The organism is Maribacter taeanensis (genome assembly GCF_047345145.1).
GTDB lineage: Bacteria > Bacteroidota > Bacteroidia > Flavobacteriales > Flavobacteriaceae > Maribacter_C.
In genome coordinates this window covers 240,266-263,275 of sequence record NZ_JBLFER010000002.1, presented here as the reverse complement: position 1 = coordinate 263,275, position 23,010 = coordinate 240,266, and the positions used below count along the sequence as shown (strand labels likewise).

The window sequence follows — 23,010 nt, the reverse complement described above, 5'->3', positions numbered from 1 at the left end:
GCAGTGTAAAAATTCACTAAAAATTATAAAGATGGATATCAAAACACAAGTAACAAAAATGGATGCAATAGTAGCTCAAGGAGCCATAGTTGATGCTGTAAAAGAATTTTTTGCAGACAATGCCACCACATCAGACTATGGAAATGGTGGAACAAACGGAAAGCACGAAATGGTTGCCAAAATGGAAGGTTTTGCAGATGCTATTGCCGCTGTAAATGGAATTACACATCATCATTCTATTGTTGATGGAAATGTCTCCGCATCAGAATTCACATTCGATTTTGACATGAAAGATGGCAGTAAAATTTACTGGCATGAAATCATTCGACGGGTTTGGAATGATGAAGGAAAGGTAATTCAAGAAGAATATTTCAACGCCGCTTAACAAGAATAATAACAATTTAAAAAAGTATAAAATGAAAACGTTAAAAACAATAGTAACAGTAGTAGCTTTTGTATTTGCCAGTACGGTATCTGCCCAAGATAATATGGCCAACAATATTGATAACAGTAACATCGCCCTTGAAGGTTACAGTCCGGTGTCATATTTGGATTTGGGACTAGCCCAAAGAGGAAGCAAGGAATTTAAGTCTGAACATAATAAGGTGGTGTACTACCTCACCTCTGCAGAACAGAAAGCCACTTTTGATAAAAACCCTAGCAAGTATTTACCACAATATGGTGGTTTCTGTGCTTTTGGAGCATATGCGGGCGCCAAATTTAGAGTAGACCCCAATAAGTTTATTGTTAAGGACGGAAAGTATTATTTGTACTTGAACAACGTAGAATTGGATGCAAAGCAATTATGGCTAGCGGAAAATGACCATAGCAAGTTAAAAAGTACAGCCGATGCGAATTGGAAGAAGTTGAGCAAGACACGTAATTAATTTTTTAATAATCATTTAATACTAAAATCATGAAATTCATAACCAAGAGAATACACGCATTTTTAGATTACCCAGTTGCCCTCGCTTTAATAGCACTTCCCTTCTTATTGGGTTTAGGGAGTTCAAATCCATTGGCCTTACAACTTTCGGTAGCTACCGGAATTGCAGCTCTTGTATTAACCTTTTTAACTGACCACCACCTAGGGGCGTTGAAAGTTATTCCTTATAAGGTTCACCTAGCGGTTGACTTTTTGGTCGCTATAGTATTCATTTTAGCACCTTTTATTTTTTCTTTTGAAGGAATGGATGCTTATTACTATTGGATTAATGGCATCGCCGTACTTATTGTGGTCAGCTTACACAAGCCGGAAATAGCTGTATAGTACAATTTGAAGTATTGCAGCAAATAGTAGTTTGGTTGGTTATGGCACTAAGCATGTCAATCTTATGATTGATGTGCTTTGGTGCCTTAATTGTCATTTAAAAAAATCAATATGAAAGTGATTTTAATTGAAAATAATAGTAAAGAAAAAGTAGGAGAACTTATGCTAAATACCCAACCCAGAAATGGTGAATGGATTGAATTTAATCAAAGTATGTATTCAATCCACAGAATTATACACACCGTGGATGGAATAAAATTAATGGTAATAGGCGTTCGCTAGGCTTTTTCATACATTTAAACAAATATGCTGAATGAAAAAACTCCTCAAAGAAATAAGAGCCTGCAAAGTCTGCAAAGCACATTTGCCTTTGGGACCAAGACCTATTGTTGCGTGTCACCCCGATGCAAAAATCATCATCATCGGTCAAGCACCAGGCACGAAGGTTCATGCAACGGGAGTGCCGTGGGATGACCCCAGCGGAAGACAATTGCGAAAATGGTTAGGCGTTTCAGATGAGGTGTTTTATGACAAAACCAAAATTGCCTTAGTACCGATGGGTTTCTGCTACCCCGGTAAAGGAAAAGGAGGTGACTTACCGCCGCGAACCGAATGTGCCCCACTATGGCATCAACAACTTTGGGATGTTATGCCCAACCTTGAGTTGATTATTCTAATTGGCACTTATGCTCAAAAATATTATTTGAAAAAGGACATGGAAAAGAACTTGACGGAAACGGTTAAGGCCTATGAAAAATATGCTCCGAAATATTTTCCCCTACCGCACCCATCACCTCGTAATCGATTTTGGTTGACAAAGAATCCTTGGTTTGATATTGAGGTTGTCAAGGAGCTACAGAATAAAGTCAAAGCTTGCCTAGAAAGATAAACCCCACCAAAAGGCAGGGTCTAATATTCTTATAGCAAAGTGGTCTAACAATCAAAGGCTCTAATACCTAGACCCATCATGCTTCCCTTTTTCCCATCCATGTTTTCCTAAATATTGGTCACCACTTTCGACAGCACCTTCTTCGATTGAAGTCCCCATAGAGTCATTCCATCTATTGAGATATCCGAAGAGCGAAATCACGCCTAACATTTCTACAATCTCACCTTCATTCCAGTGCTCGTATAATCGCGCTTTGATTTCTGCATCTACTCCATTTGGTACTTGAGAGGCTTGCAATGAAAAGTCCAAAGCGGCACGTTCTGCTTCAGAGAAGGCAGGGTGAGTTCTGTACTCCCAAATATTATCCAATTGTTCTTGTTCCGCTCCATAACGTTCTGCAGCTCGTATGGCGTGAGCTTGGCAATAGCGACATCCGGTGGAGTTGCTACTTACCCATGCAATCATTCTTTTTAGAGCTGAGGTCACGCGACCTTCATTGGCCATCACTGCTTTATTTAAATTGATGAAAGCTTTTGAAATGGCAGGTCGATGTTGCATTGTCAACACTGAATTCGGACAAAACCCAAGGGTCTCATTAAAGAATTTTGCAAGTTCTGCTGTTTCAGGACTGTGCGTTGGATCAAGCGGATTTACTAAGGGCATAAAATTGAAAATTATTGATTATTAATTACTGTCCGGTCGAGCGCAGTCGAGACCTATCTTAAAAAAGAGAGAACTCAAAATAGTAATTTCCTTTGCTTTTTTTACTCTAAATGACAGTTTAGATTATCTTACTTTTGTGAACACACAAGAAACGAAAAATTATGCCGACAACAAATCATATCACAACGAAATGGCTCGGGAATATGGCCTTTGAAAGTAATAACCCTTCTGGCGATACCTTAAAAATTGATATTGCAAAAGAAGATGGGGGCGATAGTAGTGGCTTCCGACCGAAAGCATTAATGCTTTCATCACTTGCCGGCTGTTCAGGGCTAGATGTCGCTTCCTTAATGAAGAAGATGAAATTAGAGGTTGATGAGTTTACTATTGAAACCATTGCAGATCTTACAGACGAGCATCCGAAGTTTTACGACAAAGTTGTTATCGAGTATCATTTCCATGGTAAAAATTTAGAAGAGAAGAAGTTACAGAGAGCTGTGGATTTATCCATCGAAAAATACTGTGGTGTTATGGAGATGTTTCGGCGGTTTGCGGAGCTGGAGATTAAGACTGTGTTTCATCAGAAATAAAAGTTATTGAGCTCCCCTCCTTTTTCAAGGAGGGGAATGAATTCGCCAATTGGCGGAGAAAGGGGTGGTAAAGCCCAAGCTTTGGCTTCCAACATAGGCCAATATGAATCAGCAAAGGCTTGCGCTTTCAACCCCTCCGCTTTTCCACAATAAAGTGGAAAACCACCTCCCCTCGTCTGAGGGGAGGAGCTTAAAATATTTTGGAAAGAATAACCAATGCGCTGGACCATAAAACCCAAACCAGAACAAACTGAAATCGATAGGTTAGCTGATGAGCTAAATGTCGGAGGTTTGGTCGCACAATTACTTTTACAACGGGGAATTACAACCTACTCAGAAGCAAAAAAATTCTTTCGCCCACAACTCTCTGATTTACATGACCCTTTTTTAATGAAGGATATGGATATTGCTGTTGCCCGAATAGAAAAGGCGATTTCAGAAAATGAAAATATTTTGGTTTATGGCGATTATGATGTCGATGGAACAACATCAGTTGCTTTAATGTCTTCCTATTTGTTGAGTTATTATCCGAATGTGGCCACCTATATTCCAGACCGTTATAGCGAAGGCTATGGAGTTTCCTATCAGGGAATCGACTTTGCCGAAGACAATGGATTTTCACTTATTATAGCGTTGGATTGTGGAGTTAAAGCAATCGATAAAGTAGCCTATGCCAAAGAAAAAGGTATTGACTTTATCATTTGTGACCACCACCGCCCTGGAGATAATTTACCTGATGCTGTTGCTGTTTTAGACCCTAAGCGTGATGATTGTGAATACCCTTATGATGAGCTTTGTGGTTGTGGTGTTGGGTTTAAATTGATTCAAGCCCTGGCTTCACAACAAGGAGAAACTATTGAAGATTTGATTCCCTATTTAGATTTGGTGGCGACGGCCATTGGAGCGGATATTGTTCCGATTTCTGGGGAGAATCGGATATTGGCGTACCACGGACTTGAAGTTATCAATTCCAATCCGAGAATTGGGTTTAAAGCGATTATCAATCAAACGAAGAAAACCGTCTTGACGATTACCGATGTGGTTTTTATCATCGCCCCACGTATCAATGCAGCTGGGCGTATGAAACATGGGCAACATGCCGTGAACCTTTTGACGGAGACTGATATGGAGCAGGCGACCAAGTTTGCGGCAGGTATAGAAAAATACAATATCGACCGTCGAAGTCTGGATAAAGAAATTACTCAAGAGGCCCTTGCTCAGATTCAAGAAAATAAAGAAGAAGAAGGATTTACTTCTGTAGTCTATAAAGATTCCTGGCATAAAGGAGTTATTGGCATTGTAGCTTCGCGATTGACAGAAACCTATTATCGTCCAACTTTGGTTTTTACTAAAAGTGGTGAGAAGTTGGCAGCATCAGCGCGCTCTGTAAAGGGGTTTGATGTATACAATGCACTTCAGGGATGTTCCGATTACATAGAGCAATTTGGAGGTCACAAATATGCTGCCGGCTTAACCTTGCTTGAAGAACAGTATGGGAACTTTAAACACCAATTTGAAAAAGTAGTTTCCGAAACCATTGACCCAAATTTACTTATTCCGGAAATTACGATTGACTTGGCCCTGGCAGTAAAAGATATCACCCCTAAATTAATGCGAATTCTAAAACAATTTGCTCCGTTCGGACCTGGGAATATGACTCCCGTTTTTATGGCGGAGAATCTTCAAGATTCCGGTTATGCCAAAGGCGTTGGACAAGATGGCGCACATCTCAAATTTGCGGTTACACAAGATGGTTGGGGACCAATTGGCGGCATAGGATTCAATTTGGGAGATAAACTTCCGCTGATGATTAATAGAAAAACCTTTGATGCCGTTTTTTCTTTGGATGAAAATGAATGGCAAGGTAATGTCAGTCTACAACTCAAGTTAAAAGACCTGCGTTAATGGATCCCTATGCAGCACTCCGATTTCGAGAATTCAATATCTTTTTAGTAGCCCGTTTTGCGATGGTATTTGCCTGGTCAATGCAATTCATTGTCATTGAATGGCAAGTATATTCCATGACAAAAGACCCATGGTCTTTGGGGATTATAGGACTTATGGAGTTCTTACCGGCGGTTTTAATGGCACTTTTTGCAGGTCACGTCGTAGACCAAAAAGAGAAACGAAATCTCTTAATCAAGTGTATTTTAGGTTTTTCAGTCATTAGTTTGGGACTATTTTTACTTAGTAAACCTTCGCTTTCAGCTGAGTTTAGCACCACTACCGTTTTGTACGCTATCTACTTTTTAGTTTTTCTAGGTGGAATTGTAAGAGCCTTTTTAGGGCCAACAATTTTTTCATTGATTGCTTTGATAGTCCCGAAGAAAATATATCCGAATGCCGCTACTTGGAGCAGTACTACTTGGCAAATGGCATCGGTTTTAGGTCCTGCCTTAGCGGGATTTTCTATTAGCTGGATTGGCGTACACTGGTCAATGTGCCTCATATTTGGATTTTCAATAATCGCCTTGATTTGTATTTCAAGGATTTCCCGAAAACCAATTTTAAATCCGAAAATTGGTGAAAACGTTTTTCAAAGTTTAAAGGAAGGCTTAGATTTTGTTTTTAATTCTAAAGCCATTTTTGGTGCTTTAACCCTTGATATGATTGCTGTTTTGTTTGGTGGAGCAGTGGCCTTACTACCTATTTATGCCCAAGATATTTTGAATGTGGGCTCTGAAGGTTTTGGCGTTTTGAGGGCGGCGCCTGCTGTTGGAGCAGCAATCACTATGATTGGCTCTACACGTTTTCCTATTCATAAAAATGCTGGTAAAAAACTCCTTTGGGCGGTCTTCGGATTTGGTGTTAGTATCATCGTATTCGGACTTTCAACCTACTTCTGGTTATCTGTTTTTGCACTTTTTGCTCTTGGCGCTTTAGATGGTATTTCAATGGTTATTCGACAAACCATATTGCAACTCAAAACTCCAGACCATATGAGAGGAAGAGTGGCCTCTGTAAATTCTATTTTTGTTGGGTCTTCGAATGAATTGGGTGCTTTTGAAAGCGGAGCAACCGCTAAACTTATGGGAACGGTTACAGCTGTAGTGTTTGGAGGAACAATGACTTTGTTGACTGTAGGTTTTACAGCTTTTATTTCACCATCTTTTCGGAAACTTGATTTGACCAAGGCGGTGGAAGAACACGAAGCTACTGGTTCTTAGAGTATTTCTCTAAAGAGAGATTATCTCCGTTAAAAACGGCATAAGTGTAGTAATTAATCCAATCGCCGAGATTGGTGTATTTTGATTTCCCGTTTAAATCGATTTCTAAGGGAAGGTGCCGATGTCCAAAAATAAAATGGTCGTAATGTTGGCTTTCTAACTTGCGTTTGGCATATTGAACCAGCCACTCCTTGTCCTCTCCTAAAAATTTAGCATCCTCATCGCCTGAAATTAATTTGTTCTTCACGGAGAAATACTGTGCTAGACGAACTCCCCAATCAGGATGCATCCATCGATATAGCCATTTCGAAATAGGATTGGTAAAGACTTTTTTCATTCGTTTGTATCCCTTATCGTGAGGGCCTAATCCATCACCGTGACCTACAAAAAAAGAAACACCGTTGATTTCGTACTGCTGAGGTTTGTGAAAAACAGGAATATTGAGCTCTTCCTCAAAATAGCCATCCATCCATAAATCATGGTTACCGACAAAATAGTATATAGGAATTCCGGAATCTGATATTTCTGCTAATTTTCCTAAAGTTCTTGTAAATCCCTTTGGAACAACCGTTTTGTATTCCATCCAGAAATCAAAAAGATCACCCAAGAGAAAAATAGCTCCAGCATCTTCTTTTATTTCATCCAGCCAGGCCACAAATTTCTTTTCGCGTGGTTTACTAGCTTTCATGGTCGGGGCGCCTAAGTGATTATCACTAGCGAAATAGACTTTTTTGCCCTGCGGAATGTTGATGGTTGTCATTTAGGTGTAAAGATAGGAAAAACCGAAGTTCGCTTAATTTTCAGAAGCGAACCACTCCGCAAATGAAGTCTCAGTTTCCTGTAGTTTTAAAGAATGTAATCTAATGTTTTCAGGTAGGCGCGCTTTTATCTTAGACGCAAAATCAATAACCATGTTTTCACTGGTAGGCTGATAGTCTGCTAAAATTACATTGTGACCGCGCTCGGTTAGCTCTTTTGCCAACTCTACATGCGGCGTGTTTTTATTGAAAACGGTAGCATGGTCGAACTGATCTACAATCTCTTCTTTTACGATTTTCTTTAAATCTCCGAAGTCAATAACCATTCCCTGTTTTACATGAGATGTATCTGTGATAGGATTGCCGATAACTGTTACGGACAATTTGTAGCTGTGCCCATGAACATTTCTGCATTTACCGTCATAACCATATAAGGCATGGCCTGTTTCGAAATTAAACTGTTTGGTGATTCTGATGTTACTCATTATAAATTCTTGAGTAACAAAGGTAGGAATTCTTTAATGGGAAACTAAAAAGAAGAACCCGATGGAAACCTTAATTTATAGTGATATCTGTATCGCCTGATACCATGCGGACATGGCAACAATCATTAGCAATAACGTATTCAGCTTCAACCACTTTTTCATCATTGATAAAACCTTTAAAAACGAGAGATCTTTTAGTGTTTACATTTTTTGTAAGAAAGGAATCGTCATACAAAGGATAGTAACCAAATTGTTGGGCGTGTTGAAATCCGCTGTCGCTTAAGGGGATGGTAATATTTTTTGATGAATCTTTGTCTATAACCTCAAAACGATCTAAGGAAATAGCTAATCCTGATGCGTCTTTAAGATATACTAGCAATGTCACATAAATCTCAGTACAAGCAATTTCGTCACAATCCAGTGCTGTAAGATCAATATCATCATTATCCTTACAATTCGCTAGGCATAAAAAAAGAAAACTAAAGAACAATAGCTTTTTCATCTATAAAAGAGATGTGGTTTATTTCAATAGTTGCGTAAAAGATTCAAGTTTAACGTTTGAACTTACGTCTTGTACGAACGCGTTGCACAAAATAAACAACTACTACGAAAAGGGCGAGAATAGGAAAAACAAGGTCTCCGTTTAAAAAACTTAAAATATCCATGGTACTAATAATCGAGTTAGGAAACTAGAACGAAAAATAGAGAGGCTTATTATTTCTTGAATTTGGATAGTGCATTTCTTGTAAACTCTGACAGCACTAATTTTCCCGTAATTGCAGCGCGCTCGACCAATAAGGTATCCCAATGGGAAGTGTCTTTCCAAAGCACTTTTTTCCATTCTGCCAAAGCTTCAGGATTGTAAGAAGCTAGTTTCTCAACAAAGAATTCCAAATCTTTATCTAGTTCTTTCATACTATCGAACACTCGTGAAAACAAGCCTTTTTCCTGTGCCCAATAGGCATTTTTCCATTCTGAAGGAGAAAGCGATAACTCTGAAATAGCAGCTGTTCCAATTTTACGTTCAACAGCTGGTTCGATTACCAAAGGGGCAATACCAATCGTCAATTCAGATAAACGTATGGATGCGTCTACGGACGCAAACACATAGTCACAGGCGGAAGCCAAACCGACGCCACCGCCAACGGTTTTTCCTTGAACTCGACCCACAATAACTTTTTTACAAGTCCGCATCGCGTTGATAACGTTTGCGAATCCGCTAAAAAATATTTTTCCTTCTTCTAGATTAGAAACTGCCATCAATTCGTCAAAAGAAGCTCCTGCGCAAAAAGCACGGTCTCCTTCTGATTTTAAAACGATTACCGATATATCGGGATTTTCAGAAAGCTTATGAAATTCTGCAGTAAGTCTATCTAAAAGCTCGGCGACAAATGAATTACTAGCCGGATGACCAAATTCTACGGTCGCAACTTTGCCTTGAATATTGGTATATAAACTTCCGTTTGCTCTATCAGTTCCCATGGAATAGTATTTTGGTCAAAATTAAGGGTTTTGTAATAAGGGTCGAAACTTTCTGCGAAACTTCCAGACTAAAGCTAGACCACGAATAAGCATCCAAACGGTGAAGGCTATCCAGATGCCGTGGAGTCCCCAATTCAAGTATTTCCCTAAAAATAACATTGGAATAAACCCTAAGAAAGTCGCTGTCAACAGCGTATTTCTCAAGTATTTCATTTCTCCTAATCCTTTAAATAATCCATCTAAAACAAAGGCCATTGTATTCATGGGCCATCCTAGAACAACGATAAAAAAGACAGCATAAAAAGTCTCTAGAACGATGGTTTCATTGGAGAACAAGCTACCAATAGGGTAGTAGAATAGAAATCCGAAGAGCACCAAAACCAGACTTACTAGAAGTCCGTAGAGCATTATTTTTTTGGCTAAGGACCAGAGTCCGTTGTAGTCTTTTGCACCTAATAGTCGACCACCCATAATGTTTCCGGCAGCGCCATACCCATCAATAAAAAATGCAGAGAATAGCCAAATATTCAGGGCTATGGTATGAGCTGCTATGTATTTGTCGCCCAAAGCTGTCGCCTCACGAACCGCCAAAATCAATGCCGTATTCAAGGCTATTGCCCTGACAAAAAGATTTAAACTCATAACAACCAATCGACCCAATTCATCATGTAGGGGGAACTTCAATTTCAAGCTTATATCGGTTTTGGTCATCAAAAGAACAAATGCCATTATCGCCATGATGCCTTGAGCAATCAAACTCGCCCAGGCCGCGCCTTCTAAGTACATGGGTTCAATAAAACCTTCTATGCCATACACGAATGCAAAGTCTAAGGCTACGTTTAAAACCGCCCCGACAATGGCAATCATCATCGGCCAATAGGTATTCTGGAGTCCACGGAAAATACCCATAACGGCAAACACGAATAAAGTAAGTGGAAAGCCCCATACTCGTATAGAGTAGTAGGAAATACAATACTCCAATATTTTACCAGAGGCATTGAGCAGTCTAAAAATGTCGTCAACGATGAATATGGTCGACAGCAAAATTAAAATGCTCAATCCAATATTTAGAAAAATCGCTTGGGCGGGAAGCGTTTGAACCTCTTCAATTTTCCCTGCACCCAAATATTGGGAAATGATAGCGGAAATCGCACTACGTGTTTGACCAAGAATCCAAATCAACATCGACAAAAAAGAACCGACGATACCAGCTGCGGCAAGAGATTCTACTCCGTCAACGGGAATATTACCAACAATGGCTGTATCGGTAATAGATAGCAAAGGTTCTGCGATTCCTGCAATGGTCGCAGGAATAGCTAGTTTGTTGATTGTTTTAAAATTGATTGCTGGTTTTTGAACTTTCATTGGCTATAAAACGAGTTCAAAACAATGAAAAGGATGCTCACTTTGTTTGGGAAGAAAAATGTCTCCAAGACGTTGGTAACCTCGAGCTTCATAGAATCTTTGATTGCGTTTGTTTTGGCTAAAGGTATCGAGGCGAACGGAAACAAAACCATTTTCTTTGGCGTAATTTTCGGCAAAATCCATTAGTTTTTGGGCATAACCTTTCCTTTGTAAATCTGGTGCGATTGATAAACGATGTATATAAACATTATTTGAGTTTGGAGTCAGCCATTTGACGGAAACATATTCATCATCCATAAGGGTAGATATAACTATGGTACCAATGATTTTTTCATCCAACTCCAAAACATATAATTCATCTCTTTGGATATCTTTTCCAAAAGCATCAGCAGACGGATAATGTTCGTTCCATTGGTAAATTCCCTTGGAAATCATATATGAGGCACAAGCTTTGCAAATAGTAAGAATGTCGGGTATTTCCGATATCTTTGCACGTCGAATCATTCGTGAAGTTCAATTTAATTGTAAATTTAGAATATTAATCAACATTCTCTTCCATGAAAAACATTCTCGTTCCTATTGGTACTTCAAATACAGGCGAAACATTGCAATATGCTGTAGATTTTGCTTCCGAGTTTTCAGCACAGGTTTTTGTAATGGATGTATTTGTCGTTTCGGCAAAGGCAGGTAGCTTGGCCAATATTTCCGAAAAAGTTGCAAAGAGTAGTAAAGAACGCATCAAAGAAATTATCGATAAAGTTGACGCCAAAGGTGTTGATATAAAAATAGCCACTTATAACGGGGAAATTACAGATGGCTTGAAGGAAATTGACCGGGAATTAGGGATTGACTTAATCATTCTAGCGCCGCGTAGTAATGATATTAAAGAGGAATTGTATTTGGGAAACACTTCAGGAAGAATCATTAAACAGACGAATATACCTGCGCTTATTGTTCCTAGAGGAACAGTCTTTAAGCCTTTCAAAACAGTTTTAACAGCATTTAAATCGGGCGTCTTGAAGAAAAAGAAAATGCTAGAACCATTGTTGTCCGTTCAGAAAAAATTTAACATTTTAGTTAGTTTGCTTTTGGTAAAAACACCCGGATACGATTCGGATGATTTGAAAGTACATCCTGCACTTATGGATATTAGTGAACAACTTACGATAACGGAAAATGCAACTACCTATCAAGGTGTTTTGGAGCATTTTCAATCACACCAACCAGATTTGCTTTGTGTTTTTAGACGAAAAAGAGGTTTTTTCAAAAAACTTTGGGAAAAGAATACTATTTTAAAATCAGAATTCTTCGTAAAAATACCTGTTTTGATGCTTCGAGTTAAGAAGGACTAATTACTCATAGAATAAGCGGTATTTACATTTTGATACTTACCTTAAAAGTATTTTCTTTGTCGCCAGTCAGACGGGGGATTAGCTCAGCTGGCTAGAGCGCTTGCCTGGCAGGCAAGAGGTCACCGGTTCGACTCCGGTATTCTCCACAAAACCATCACAAAAGTGGTGGTTTTTTTGTTTTAGAACATATATACTATTTCAAACACGGTTAAAATCTTTATTAAATTCTATCAAAACGTTTTTTTCCTTAATTTAAGGTCGTTGCGAAACTTAATTAATACCCTAAGGCCATGACCACTCGAAGAAATTTTCTAAAAAAAACAACAGTAGGAACCGCAGCCGTCACACTCGGCGGATTAGTGCTGCCAAGCACCTCATATGCAAATTTTCTAGGTGCCAATGACCATATCAATTGTGCTGTAATCGGAGTGCGTAGCAGAGGGAAGGCACACTACAAAGCGATACATGCCGATGTTAATGCCAAAGTAATTTATACTTGTGATGTTGACGATAAGATTATTGAAAAACACAATGTCTGGTGTCAAAAAAACATAGGATATGTCCCAAAAGTAGAGAAAGATTTTAGAAAAATTCTAGAAGATAAAGATGTAGATGCGGTTTTTATAGCCACTCCTGAACACTGGCATGCTCCTATGGCCATAGCAGCCTTACAGGCGGGAAAACATGTGTATATTGAAAAACCTTGTAGTCACAATCCTCATGAAAATGATTTATTGGTTGCCGCTCAAAAAAAGTATGGTAAGAAAGTTCAAATGGGCAATCAGCAACGCTCAGCAACAACCTCGATTATGGCTATTGATGATATCAGAAATGGAATAATAGGAGAAGTATATAAAGGGGAGGCCTACTATTCGAATAATCGTGGTTCAATCGGTAAAGGAAAGAAAATAGATGTACCTAAATCACTAGACTGGGAGATGTGGCAAGGTCCCGCACCAAGAAAAGAATACAAAGACAATATTCATCCTTATAACTGGCATTGGTTTCGAAATTGGGGGACAGGAGAAATGCACAATAATGGCACGCATGAAGTAGATATTTGCCGATGGGCCTTGGGCGTTGATTTACCCGAAAGTGTTACTTCTTTTGGGGGGAAATATACCTTCGATGACGATTGGGAATTTGTAGACAATCAACAGGTAACTTTCAAATTTGCAGATGACAAATTTATCACTTGGACAGGTCATAGCCGAGGAGTTTTAAAACCTGAAAGACCAGGAAGAGGCATCACGATTTATGGTAGCAAAGGCTCTATTCAACTAGACCGCAATTACTATAAATTATACGATTTACAGGGAAACCCCATAAAATTTGAATTTGAGAAATCAGCAAGTGCAACTACCAATACCAGAGGTGAAGGCGGGTTAGACGTTTCACATGTGGGCAACTTCTTTGATGCAATCCGTGAGGATAAAAACCTTCATGCCGAAATTAATGATGCAAGCATTTCGACCATGTTATGTCATTTAGGAAACATGGCGCAAGATGCTGGAGAAACTCTTAAGATTGATACAAGTACTGGAAAGGTTCTAAATAATGAAAAGGCAATGAAGAGCTGGAAAAGGGAATATCAACCGGGTTGGGAGCCTAAATTATAATACATGCAAGATTTAAAAGGTAAAGTGGCCTATATTACAGGAGGTTCTAAAGGAATCGGATTTGGAGTAGCTAAAAAACTAGTTGCTGCTGGAATGAAAGTTGCCATAAGCGGCAGAACCTTGAAAACGGTAGAAACTGCCGCTCAATATTTAGGGGGGTCGGAGAACGTACTGGCTCTTCAATCTGATGTTGTTGCGCTTAATGATGAGAAGGAGGCCATTCAGAAGATTTTAAATACCTGGGGACAGGTAGATGTTGTTCTTGCCAATGCTGGTGTGGGACATTTTGCTCCCGTTGATGAAATGTCAGCAACGCAATGGCATCAAATGATAGACACGAATCTAAGTGGCGTTTTTCACACCTTGAAAGCTTCCGTTCAGGCTTTGAAAAAATCAAAAGGATATTATATAACACTAGCCAGTTTAGCCGGAACCAATTTCTTTGCTTCAGGAGCGGGGTATAATGCAACTAAATTTGGAGTTGTAGGTTTTACTCAGGCTGCGATGTTAGATTTAAGAAAGTACGATGTGAAGGTTTCTACCATAATGCCAGGGTCTGTAGCAACACATTTTAACGATAATGACCCTTCGGAAAAAGACGCTTGGAAAATTCAACCAGAGGATATTGGAGAGTTAGTTTTAGACCTGCTCAAAATGCATCCGAGAACCTTACCAAGTAAAATAGAAGTGCGCCCTACGCGACCAGATAAAAAAATGGGTTAGACTTCTTTTTCCGTAAACGGAGTTTCAGGATTACATATTTCTAAGATGAGCTTTTTTAGCTCTTCTTGAAATTGAAAAAGTGTTTCTTGAGTAATACTATCATCTTTGTTTGCCCCTCTAGCTCTTTTGTCTTTTGTTGCAAATTTCAAAAGTCCCGCATTTAGATTTTTGAAGGATACGATTCCTGATTCAATGTTTATAATAGCGTTATCCCTATTGTACATTAGTGCGTAGCACAATAATTGAAACGCTTTGCTGTAATCGTATTCGGCTGTTATTTCATCCCAGCTGACAATCTCAACGTTTTTTGATTCTACTTTTCCCGTCTTGTAATCGATAATTCTGAGCATGCCATCTTTCTCATCAATTCGGTCAAGTTTCCCCTTTAAGTTGATAGGAAAGTTTATTTCAGGGATGTTGAGGGTAATACTTAATTTTTCCTCGATGCCGAGAATCTTAATTTGATGACCATTTGCCTCCTCAATTTCCATACCTAGGTAATTTTCCAAATATCTAACGATCACATTATAGGCAATTAGATTTTTACCACGACTAATATCTCCATCAATATAACTTTTTGCAAAATGCGCTTTTACCAAGTTTGGAATTTTTGATTTGGCAATGGTGAGGCCATCATGCGATAAGTACTTCCCAATAAATGGTGTATATAACTCTTCAAGAGTATCGTGAACAATTGTTCCAAAAGTATTTGCGGCCACAGTCTCCTCCACTTCAAGAGTGTCATTAATTTCCAGTAGATTTCGTTTATAAAAATCAATAGGGTTTCTAATATAATTACTTAATGACGTGGGGGAAAAACCTTTGGAGGCGTGAGCTTGAATCAGCTGCATTAGGGCTTTATCTTTTTTGAAATTTTCTAAAAAATGAATGACAGGTTCTATATTTGGAGTAGCAACTTTAGAACTAATATCTTTTTCTTTATTAGGGTCAGTTTGTAATTGTGAAATAAGGCGACTTTTCTCTCCACCTTCCAGCACATCAGGTTCTGTATTATAAATTATATGGATATTCTTCGCTCGCTGTAGCAGTCTATAAAAGTGATAGGTATAAACAGCATCCTTTTCTTTATAAGTAGGTAATCCTAAACTCGTTTTAAGATCAAACGGAATGAATGAATTGTTTGATTTTCCGGAAGGTAGAATACCTTCATTAACGGAAGTAATGATTACAGTTTCAAAGTCTAGATTTCTGCTTTCTAACATTCCCATGATTTGAAGACCTTCTAACGGATCACCTTTGAAATCAACAGTCTCGGAGGACAGCAATTCTTTGTAAAGGCTCTTAAGTGATTTTAAATCGTTAATAAAAGAATGTTTTTTTACCAGTTCAAGTATTTGATTAAAAAGTGTATAGAAGCGATATAGATATTCCAAGGTCAAAGCAGTACCGCTATCTTGAAGTTTTGTCTTCAGTTGCACAATTATTTTAAGACATTGCTCTACAAATTTTTCTGGGGATAACTGTTGATCGAAAAAGAGCAACTCGAGCATAGCATTTTCCTGGGCAAAAGCTTCTAGTTTAGCAACGGTAATGTAGGTCCAGTTTCTAAGCTTTATAGTTGCTTTCAGGTCGATATTCTCTTCTGAATCCGAATTATTCAGAAGTTGATGAATGTACGGATGTGATATAAAGGAAAGAACATTTTGATAGAACCAACCTTGACTATCTCTATTTATATATAGGTCTATAAATTGTAAAAACAAACTAGCCAAGGGCGTTTTATCCAATGGATACCCCATAGTGATATTTACTGCATCTATTTCTTGAGGAATTGCATTTAGAATTGGATTTAGAAGCGTTTCATCTGCTAAAACAACAGCTGTATTTTTTAAGGTTTCAGGTTGGGCCGTTTTTATTTTAAGAAGAAGGTCGCCTACGTACTTTGCTTGAGAAACATTTTTCGGAACTCCTGTAATTTGAATATTCTTTTCTGAACTATAATGATTGCTAATCCCTTCAAGTGGATGGTTTTGAAAGTAAGGCCATGATTTTTGATGTTCTCGAATGAAAAAGCCAGCATCGTGAATAGGGTCATTCAAAAAGTAGGAGTCCGTATCCCAATAAATTTCTGCTTTTGTAGTGCTTAAAATAGATTGAATGATTTTACTTTCAGCTGTATTTAAAGCATTGAATCCAATGAAAACATGTATTTTATTCTGATTGTTTTTAAGATAGTTGGAGAGTTCTTGATTAGCCTGTCGATAAACAAGTCCCTGATGACCTAGCCCTTGTTCTAATAGGCACGAATTAAAGTTCGTGTATAGCTCAAAAAGATTATTCCAGAAGTTGAGATAATCTTGCATCATCTGGGTCTTTTTTGTCTCTGGAGACCAGACACTTATTTCTTGAATTGCAGACAGATTTGAAAATAACTGTTCAGCATCAATTAAATAACGATCGATTTCGTTAAAATCTTGAAGTAATGTTTGACCCCAATTTGAGAAAGAGTAAAAGCTCTCTTGTTCTTTTCTAGTTATTTTTAAGTATGTAGAATAAAGTTCGAAAAGCTGATCTGTATTCGATGCATAGCTAAGCCCTGAGATCTTTTCTATAAAACTTTCGATACTATAAATTTCGGGCGCAAATGATGTCTTTTGCGAGGAATTGGCTAAAGAATTTCTTAAAAATGTTCCAGCACGTTTACTTGGTAAAACAAAGATTAGATTTTCAAGGCTATCGTGTTCTTTCCTAATTTTTAGTACAAGCTCTTCTAAAAAACTCTGCATAGTCTAAAATAAAAAAAGCCTCGCAATTGCGAGGCTTTTGTTTTATGAAATGAAGTATTATAATCTACTTATTTGATTAAGTTGATTTCAACTCTTCTGTTCTCTTTTCTACCAGCTCTAGTTTTGTTGGTGGCAATAGGCTTATCTTCACCGTATCCAGCAGCAGATAATCTATCTGCACCAATTCCTTCACCGATTAAGAAATCACGAACTGCATTTGCTCTTGACTCAGAAAGTTTCTGATTGCTAGCAGCAGGTCCTTGACTATCTGTGTGACCTTCTACTGAGAATTTAGCAGTAGGATACTCAGCTAAGATTCTAATGATATCAACCATTACTCCAGTTGACTCAGCTTTGATAGATGACTTACCAGAATCGAATAAGATTGTTTTAGCATAGTCATTCAATTGCTTTTGAACCTCAACAGTTACTTCAGGACAACCGTTATTAGCAACAGTACCAGCAACGTCTGGACACTTATCATCTTTATCTAAAACGCTATCTCCATCTTTATCAGCCCATGGACATCCTTTGTTTTCAGATGGACCAGCTTCATTTGGACATTCATCATCTTTGTCAGCTACTCCGTCGCCGTCAGCATCAGGACAACCCGCTAAAGCAGCAAGACCAGCTTCATTAGGACAAGCATCATCTTTATCAGCTACTCCGTCACCATCAGCATCAGGACAACCGTTCATTTCTTTAGAACCAGCTTGGTTTGGACAGCTATCTTTACTGTCTTCGATACCATCGCCGTCCGCATCAGGACAACCATTGAAAGCCTCTAGACCAGCAACTTCTGGACAAGCATCGTCTTTATCGTAGATACCATCACCGTCAGTATCAGTACCACCAAATTTTACAGCGATACCAACTAAATGTTGCCAATGTGCTGGGAAAGTTGCATTTCCAACATTTATATTATAATCTTCAAATGCATGTTTGTAGGTAGTTTGTAAGGTAAGGCCAACATTTTCTGTAAACCACAAGTTAAAACCAACACCACCGTTTACTGTACCTGCACCAATTTCATTAAGCCAAGTATAACCACCACCTACTTCTAGGAATGGATCGAACTTTTTGTTTTTAAGGAAATTGTATTTGATTGTTCCATCAATAGCATAGTGAGAAATATCATCAATTGCTACATCACCTAATTTGCTGATTCTGTTTAAAGAACCTCTAACTCCGACAGCAAATCCGTCACCAACTGACTTAGAAACGCTGATTGCAGAAATTGAAGGAAGAATATTCCAGTGATCATTAGCGTTGAAGAACTCGTTACCAAATGAACTTACATCCCCAGTAGGATAAACGTCAATGGCATTAACCCCAAAACTTACTTGCCAAGGGTTATTCTCGTCTTGCGCTTGAATACTGCTAAAACCTACGAATAATAGGGCAACAGCCATTAATTTGCTAAGATGTTTCATGTTTAAAAATTTAAGTTTAAGTGTTTATTAGCTGCAAATGTAACTTGTTAAAAATTATTAACAAAATCAATATGTTATTTTTTTTATTGCATTTGGCAGGTGAAATAACGCACTTAAACGATTTTTAGTATGTTACCTACTTCAATAAACGCACGAATTGCCTTATCCAAATGTTCGATTTTATGTGCGGCTGATAATTGCACTCGAATACGCGCTTTTTCCTTGGGAACAACCGGATAAAAGAAGCCAATTACATAAATTCCTCTCTCTAACAACATGTTAGCCATTTTCTGCGCAAGTTTGGCATCATAGAGCATTACGGGTACAATCGCAGATTCTCCGTCAATAATATCAAAGCCTGCGTCTTTCATTCCTTTTTTAAAGTAATCAGTATTTCTTTGGAGTGTATCGCGTAGGCTGGTATCTGTTTTTAACATATCGAAGACCTTTATAGATGCACCGACGATGGCAGGTGCTAACGAGTTTGAAAACAGATAGGGCCTTGAACGTTGTCTTAAGATTTCGATAATTTCCTTTTTCCCCGTTGTGTAACCTCCCATTGCTCCCCCCATGGCTTTACCTAACGTTCCTGTTATGATATCAATACGATTCATAACATTCTTTTCTTCTAGGGTGCCTCTCCCGGTTTTGCCAATGAATCCGGTGGCATGACATTCGTCTATCATGACCATGGCGTCATATTGGTCTGCGAGGTCGCAAATTTTGTCTAATGGAGCAACTAATCCATCCATAGAGAAAACGCCATCGGTTACGATAATTTTGAAGCGGGCATTATCGGTATTCGCTTGCTGTAGTTGTTTCTCCAAATCTTCCATATTACTATTCTGATAGCGATATCGTTTTGCTTTGCACAATCTAACTCCATCTATAATTGAAGCATGATTCAGAGAGTCAGAGATAATAGCATCTTCAGCGGTTAAGAGCGGTTCGAATACGCCACCATTAGCATCAAATGCTGCCGCGTATAGTATGGTATCCTCAGTTCCGTAGAAATCTGCAATCTTTTGTTCTAACTCTTTATGAATATCTTGTGTACCACATATGAAACGAACTGATGACATTCCAAAACCATGGGTATCCATAGCATCTTTGGCAGCTTGAACTACCTCAGGATGCGATGAAAGCCCCAAATAGTTATTTGCACAAAAATTAATGACTTCTTCACCGGTAGAAATTTTAATAACGGCACCTTGCGGAGAAGTAATGATTCGCTCAGATTTGTAAAGTCCGTCTTCCTTAATCTGGTCCAATTCAGCTTGTAGATGTTCTTTTATTTTTCCGTACATAATCTTAAATAAATTCTGGTGTAATTTCCTCGTTAATATAAATAATGATTTTGTTTTCTATGGCATAGCCCATTTCGTGTAAGGCATCTGCATAAGAATCGATTTGATCTTTGTATCGAATATCTCTGCTGCCTGTTTTATAATCTATTACAGTTGCTCCTTTTTCTTTAATAACTACCCGATCTGGTCTTAAAATGCTTCCGTTTTTGGTAATGATATCCTTCTCGTTTTTAATGTTACTGCCTTCTTCGTAATACTGTTGAAGTTTCGGATGATTAATGATATGCAAAACCGTTTTCCGCATCAAATCCAATTCCTCTATTGTGATACTCCCATTCCGTAGAATAAAATTGAGAGCATTTTCAACGTCTTTTTCGGTTTCAACAAGACCCATAATATGATGAATGAGATTTCCTTTTGACAAGGCTCTTTCACGTTCTGTATCCCAAAGAGCTCCTGATTTTGTAAGAATTTTAAAGCCTTCTCTCTCCTTATAAGAATACTGATAACTAATTGTTTCTTGTTCTTCGGATTTTTTATCTCCTGAAGAGTGGTCTAAAGTTCCAAAACAATATATGTTCTTGCTTTCTTCCCAAATCCCTTTACCTTTTAAGTAGGATACAAACAAATCGCTATACCTTTTAGGATCATTAATGGGCTTGGGCTTTACTTCTATTTTTGTAATTACATATAGTGCTTTTATGGCTCTAGTTAGTGCTACATACAAAACATTAAATGCATCTAGTTCTAATCTAGTGTTTTCTTCTTCAAATAGGTGCTCAGCCAGTTCGTTATATTGTACAACCTCCTGCTTTTTGTTAATCAAAACCTCATCAAATCCTTCAAATACATTTGGGTCTACTGGAAGCCATAATTTAGCATCTTTTTCTTTATAGATCTGTGAATTGGCATATGGAAAGATCACGATTTCAAACTCTAATCCTTTTGACTTGTGAACAGTCATAATCTGAACCGCATCAATGCCTGATGGAGCTGAAATACTTAGCTTCTCTTTTTTTTTATCCCAATGAGATAAAAAGACTGAAATACCCGTTCCTTCTTTCTGTTCTACATCGAGAACAGTATCCATCAAGAAATTAAGGTAAGCATCACCTTCGGGTGCCAGGTTAAATTTTTTGATTGCATATTCTAAGCCATCATAAACAGAAACTTTTTGTAAACTCAGCAAATCAAAATCGTACACGGTTTGAAAAAGAAGCTCAATTTTTTGTAAATGTGAGCCTATAAATCGATGTCTTTCTTGCTCATCTTTAGATAAAAAAGAAAGGAGTTCAAAAACAATTTCTTCATCTTGGGGTTGATTTTGATAGCGCAATAGGTTCACTAAAAACCGCACTTTAGCACTACTTACTAGCAAAAGACTTTCTGAAGATAATACAGGGATACTTTCTTGTGCCAAGAAATTTGCGAGAAGTACCCCTTCCTTATTACCACGAACTAAAATGCAGATATCTTTATAGGTATAGTTTTTTTCGATTACACTAACTATTTTGTTCAAAACTTCATTCCCATACTGTTCGTGAATAGTGGCCTCATCTTTATCGGTAATAAAGGAAAGCTGAACAAGGCCATTTTTTAAGGAATTACATTCCTGTTTGTTGCCTTCGTTATACAAAGTTTCATAGATCTTATTATTGAAAAAGGGACTGATGCGAGTAAAAAAGTCATTGTTAAATCTGATGATCTCTTCATGACTTCTATAGTTAGAAGGAAGGAGTTTGATATCGGGTTTTACAACAAATGGATTTAACACCTCACCAGCCAAATTCAAAAATTGTTCTGCTTTCCCACCTCGCCATCTATAAATAGCTTGTTTAGCATCACCAACAAGAAAAAGAGAACCTATTTCGCTTGACAAGGCATTATCGACCAAAGGAATCAGATTATTCCATTGCATTTCAGAGGTGTCTTGAAATTCGTCAATAAAGTAATGCCGGTATTTCTCTCCTAAACGCTCGTAAATAAATGGTGCAGGCTGATCTTTTATTTCGTTCGAAATGATGGTATTAAATTCTGAAATTGATAGTTGATCTTTTTCTGCTTGAATCTTTTTAACCTCTTGTTGAATTGCATTCAATACCGTTAAGGGAACAATATTCTGATAAATATTCTTCGCTAATAGGTATGAAGACCAATGGTTTTTAATAGTTTCGAAAAGCGATACAAATTGAGTTTGCAAACTGTCTAATTTGATTTTTTTTGCTTCTTGACACTTGGTTGCGTAAAGAGGTTCGGCTCCAAAATTTTGCTTCCAAGCTGGTTTAAAATCAATTTTTAAGTCTCCTCGTTGAATCTTAAGCATAAATTTGGGAAAATAGCTCGATTTAAAATCAGAATGGTCTAAGTCATTTTCATCAATAAGTTCAAGAGCTCTTGACGCAGTGTTCATCATTTCTTTCTTAAGAAATTTTATTTTTGATTGAATTGTATTTTGTAAGACCAAGAAGTCATCAATCTTTTTTGTTTCAAAATTTTTAAGATGCCGGGCATCCGTTTCATTGAAAAGTAATTTGCCAACCTGCTTAAGATCAAGAGCTATATCCCAACTTTTATCTTCATCGATTTTTTCAAGTGCAAAATCAATAAGAATTTTTGTGAGCTTAGAATCACTACCCGCCTTATTAATAAGCCTTGAGACTGCTTCATCAAGAAGTAAGTCGGTATCTAAAATCACTTCAAAATTTTGGGGTATTTTCAAGTCTTTGGCAAATGTTCGTATGAGACGATGTGTAAATTTGTCAATAGTTGAGATGTCAAAAAAAGCATAATTATGTAAAATCTTCTTTAAGACGATTTTTGATTTTTTTTGAAGCTCAGGCGCTTCAATCTTTAATTCTAACAAGAGATCTTTAAATAAAGATGAGGCGTCGTCAAGTGCTATCGTTTTACTAAAATCAAAGAGACTTTTTAGAATACGCTCTTTCATTTCATTAACTGCCTTGTTGGTAAATGTAAGCGCCAGTATTTGCCGATAACCTTCTGAGGAAAGAATTATCTTAAGGTACTCTTTAGCAAGCATATACGTTTTGCCTGAACCTGCTGAAGCATTGTATATTTTGAAAGAATTTTTGAGCACCTTAGTTTTTAATGCAAATTACATAGAACTCTTTTAATACGAGTTGTGGTTCTTAACAAATAA

At 37.8% G+C, this 23,010-nt stretch carries 22 protein-coding genes and 1 tRNA gene; 12 read left to right on the top strand and 11 right to left on the bottom strand.

Features of this window, described 5'->3' with window-relative positions:
- Nucleotides 1-31 precede the first annotated feature (31 nt).
- The 5 genes from ACKWCD_RS07045 to ACKWCD_RS07025 all read left to right on the top strand — a co-directional run bounded on the left by ACKWCD_RS07045 (nucleotide 32) and on the right by ACKWCD_RS07025 (nucleotide 2,159).
- Nucleotides 32-385, top strand: coding sequence for a hypothetical protein (locus ACKWCD_RS07045; RefSeq protein ID WP_413983238.1), 354 nt, complete (start codon nucleotides 32-34; stop codon nucleotides 383-385).
- Between the two features lie 31 nt (nucleotides 386-416).
- Complete coding sequence (locus tag ACKWCD_RS07040) at nucleotides 417-887, top strand: YHS domain-containing (seleno)protein (protein ID WP_413983237.1); 471 nt, start codon at nucleotides 417-419, stop codon at nucleotides 885-887.
- Nucleotides 888-916: 29 nt separating this feature from the next.
- A complete protein-coding gene (locus ACKWCD_RS07035) occupies nucleotides 917-1,270 on the top strand; it encodes an SPW repeat domain-containing protein (RefSeq protein ID WP_413983236.1) in 354 nt (117 codons plus the stop codon).
- Nucleotides 1,271-1,381: 111 nt separating this feature from the next.
- A complete protein-coding gene (locus ACKWCD_RS07030) occupies nucleotides 1,382-1,552 on the top strand; it encodes a hypothetical protein (protein ID WP_413983235.1) in 171 nt (56 codons plus the stop codon).
- 31 nt (nucleotides 1,553-1,583) lie between these two features.
- The gene (locus ACKWCD_RS07025; RefSeq protein WP_413983234.1) at nucleotides 1,584-2,159 is read left to right on the top strand and encodes a uracil-DNA glycosylase family protein; all 576 of its coding nucleotides are present in this window, start codon (nucleotides 1,584-1,586) and stop codon (nucleotides 2,157-2,159) included.
- A gap of 60 nt (nucleotides 2,160-2,219) precedes the next feature.
- Here the strand turns inward: ACKWCD_RS07025 and ACKWCD_RS07020 are convergent, their stop codons facing one another.
- The gene (locus ACKWCD_RS07020; RefSeq protein ID WP_413983233.1) at nucleotides 2,220-2,822 is read right to left on the bottom strand and encodes a carboxymuconolactone decarboxylase family protein; all 603 of its coding nucleotides are present in this window, start codon (nucleotides 2,820-2,822) and stop codon (nucleotides 2,220-2,222) included.
- A gap of 161 nt (nucleotides 2,823-2,983) precedes the next feature.
- Between ACKWCD_RS07020 and ACKWCD_RS07015 the strand changes: the two genes are divergently transcribed.
- The 3 genes from ACKWCD_RS07015 (at nucleotide 2,984) to ACKWCD_RS07005 (ending at nucleotide 6,579) form a co-directional block, all read left to right on the top strand.
- Complete coding sequence (locus ACKWCD_RS07015; protein ID WP_413983232.1) at nucleotides 2,984-3,412, top strand: OsmC family protein; 429 nt, start codon at nucleotides 2,984-2,986, stop codon at nucleotides 3,410-3,412.
- Nucleotides 3,413-3,628: 216 nt separating this feature from the next.
- Nucleotides 3,629-5,317 (top strand): single-stranded-DNA-specific exonuclease RecJ, encoded by a 1,689-nt coding sequence (gene recJ, locus ACKWCD_RS07010; RefSeq protein WP_413983231.1) that lies wholly within the window; start codon nucleotides 3,629-3,631, stop codon nucleotides 5,315-5,317.
- On the top strand, nucleotides 5,317-6,579 hold the full coding sequence (locus ACKWCD_RS07005) for an MFS transporter (RefSeq protein WP_413983230.1): 1,263 nt from the start codon (nucleotides 5,317-5,319) through the stop codon (nucleotides 6,577-6,579). Before recJ ends, ACKWCD_RS07005 begins: the two co-directional genes overlap by 1 nt.
- Here ACKWCD_RS07005 and ACKWCD_RS07000 read toward each other — a convergent pair.
- The 6 genes from ACKWCD_RS07000 to ACKWCD_RS06975 all read right to left on the bottom strand — a co-directional run bounded on the left by ACKWCD_RS07000 (nucleotide 6,566) and on the right by ACKWCD_RS06975 (nucleotide 11,173).
- A complete protein-coding gene (locus ACKWCD_RS07000; protein WP_413984114.1) occupies nucleotides 6,566-7,330 on the bottom strand; it encodes a UDP-2,3-diacylglucosamine diphosphatase in 765 nt (254 codons plus the stop codon). The two genes, ACKWCD_RS07005 and ACKWCD_RS07000, sit on opposite strands and share 14 nt — an antisense overlap.
- A 42-nt stretch (nucleotides 7,331-7,372) precedes the next feature.
- The gene (locus ACKWCD_RS06995) at nucleotides 7,373-7,822 is read right to left on the bottom strand and encodes a 6-pyruvoyl trahydropterin synthase family protein (RefSeq protein WP_413983229.1); all 450 of its coding nucleotides are present in this window, start codon (nucleotides 7,820-7,822) and stop codon (nucleotides 7,373-7,375) included.
- Nucleotides 7,823-7,892: 70 nt separating this feature from the next.
- Entirely contained in the window at nucleotides 7,893-8,324 is a 432-nt protein-coding gene (locus tag ACKWCD_RS06990; RefSeq protein WP_413983228.1) for a hypothetical protein, read from the bottom strand.
- A gap of 212 nt (nucleotides 8,325-8,536) precedes the next feature.
- Nucleotides 8,537-9,304, bottom strand: coding sequence for an enoyl-CoA hydratase/isomerase family protein (locus ACKWCD_RS06985; protein WP_413983227.1), 768 nt, complete (start codon nucleotides 9,302-9,304; stop codon nucleotides 8,537-8,539).
- 21 nt (nucleotides 9,305-9,325) lie between these two features.
- Nucleotides 9,326-10,669 carry an MATE family efflux transporter gene (locus tag ACKWCD_RS06980; RefSeq protein ID WP_413983226.1) on the bottom strand — a complete coding sequence of 448 codons (1,344 nt, stop codon included), beginning with the start codon at nucleotides 10,667-10,669 and terminating at the stop codon, nucleotides 9,326-9,328.
- 3 nt (nucleotides 10,670-10,672) lie between these two features.
- A complete protein-coding gene (locus tag ACKWCD_RS06975; protein WP_413983225.1) occupies nucleotides 10,673-11,173 on the bottom strand; it encodes a GNAT family N-acetyltransferase in 501 nt (166 codons plus the stop codon).
- Between the two features lie 53 nt (nucleotides 11,174-11,226).
- Between ACKWCD_RS06975 and ACKWCD_RS06970 the strand changes: the two genes are divergently transcribed.
- The 4 genes from ACKWCD_RS06970 to ACKWCD_RS06955 all read left to right on the top strand — a co-directional run bounded on the left by ACKWCD_RS06970 (nucleotide 11,227) and on the right by ACKWCD_RS06955 (nucleotide 14,363).
- The gene (locus ACKWCD_RS06970) at nucleotides 11,227-12,021 is read left to right on the top strand and encodes a universal stress protein (RefSeq protein ID WP_413983224.1); all 795 of its coding nucleotides are present in this window, start codon (nucleotides 11,227-11,229) and stop codon (nucleotides 12,019-12,021) included.
- A 72-nt stretch (nucleotides 12,022-12,093) separates the two neighbouring features.
- Nucleotides 12,094-12,167, top strand: a tRNA-Ala gene (locus ACKWCD_RS06965).
- 144 nt (nucleotides 12,168-12,311) lie between these two features.
- Nucleotides 12,312-13,640, top strand: a complete 1,329-nt coding sequence (locus ACKWCD_RS06960) for a Gfo/Idh/MocA family oxidoreductase (RefSeq protein WP_413983223.1) — start codon at nucleotides 12,312-12,314, stop codon at nucleotides 13,638-13,640.
- Between the two features lie 3 nt (nucleotides 13,641-13,643).
- On the top strand, nucleotides 13,644-14,363 hold the full coding sequence (locus tag ACKWCD_RS06955; protein WP_413983222.1) for an SDR family oxidoreductase: 720 nt from the start codon (nucleotides 13,644-13,646) through the stop codon (nucleotides 14,361-14,363).
- Here the strand turns inward: ACKWCD_RS06955 and ACKWCD_RS06950 are convergent.
- The 4 genes from ACKWCD_RS06950 to ACKWCD_RS06935 all read right to left on the bottom strand — a co-directional run bounded on the left by ACKWCD_RS06950 (nucleotide 14,360) and on the right by ACKWCD_RS06935 (nucleotide 22,947).
- Nucleotides 14,360-17,110: a PD-(D/E)XK nuclease family protein gene (locus ACKWCD_RS06950; RefSeq protein WP_413983221.1), complete on the bottom strand. Its 2,751-nt coding sequence runs from the start codon at nucleotides 17,108-17,110 to the stop codon at nucleotides 14,360-14,362. The two genes, ACKWCD_RS06955 and ACKWCD_RS06950, sit on opposite strands and share 4 nt — an antisense overlap.
- A 68-nt stretch (nucleotides 17,111-17,178) precedes the next feature.
- On the bottom strand, nucleotides 17,179-18,543 hold the full coding sequence (locus tag ACKWCD_RS06945; protein WP_413983220.1) for an OmpA family protein: 1,365 nt from the start codon (nucleotides 18,541-18,543) through the stop codon (nucleotides 17,179-17,181).
- Nucleotides 18,544-18,656: 113 nt separating this feature from the next.
- Nucleotides 18,657-19,850, bottom strand: coding sequence for a glycine C-acetyltransferase (kbl, locus tag ACKWCD_RS06940; protein WP_413983219.1), 1,194 nt, complete (start codon nucleotides 19,848-19,850; stop codon nucleotides 18,657-18,659).
- Between the two features lie 4 nt (nucleotides 19,851-19,854).
- Complete coding sequence (locus tag ACKWCD_RS06935) at nucleotides 19,855-22,947, bottom strand: UvrD-helicase domain-containing protein (protein ID WP_413983218.1); 3,093 nt, start codon at nucleotides 22,945-22,947, stop codon at nucleotides 19,855-19,857.
- Nucleotides 22,948-23,010 lie beyond the last annotated feature (63 nt).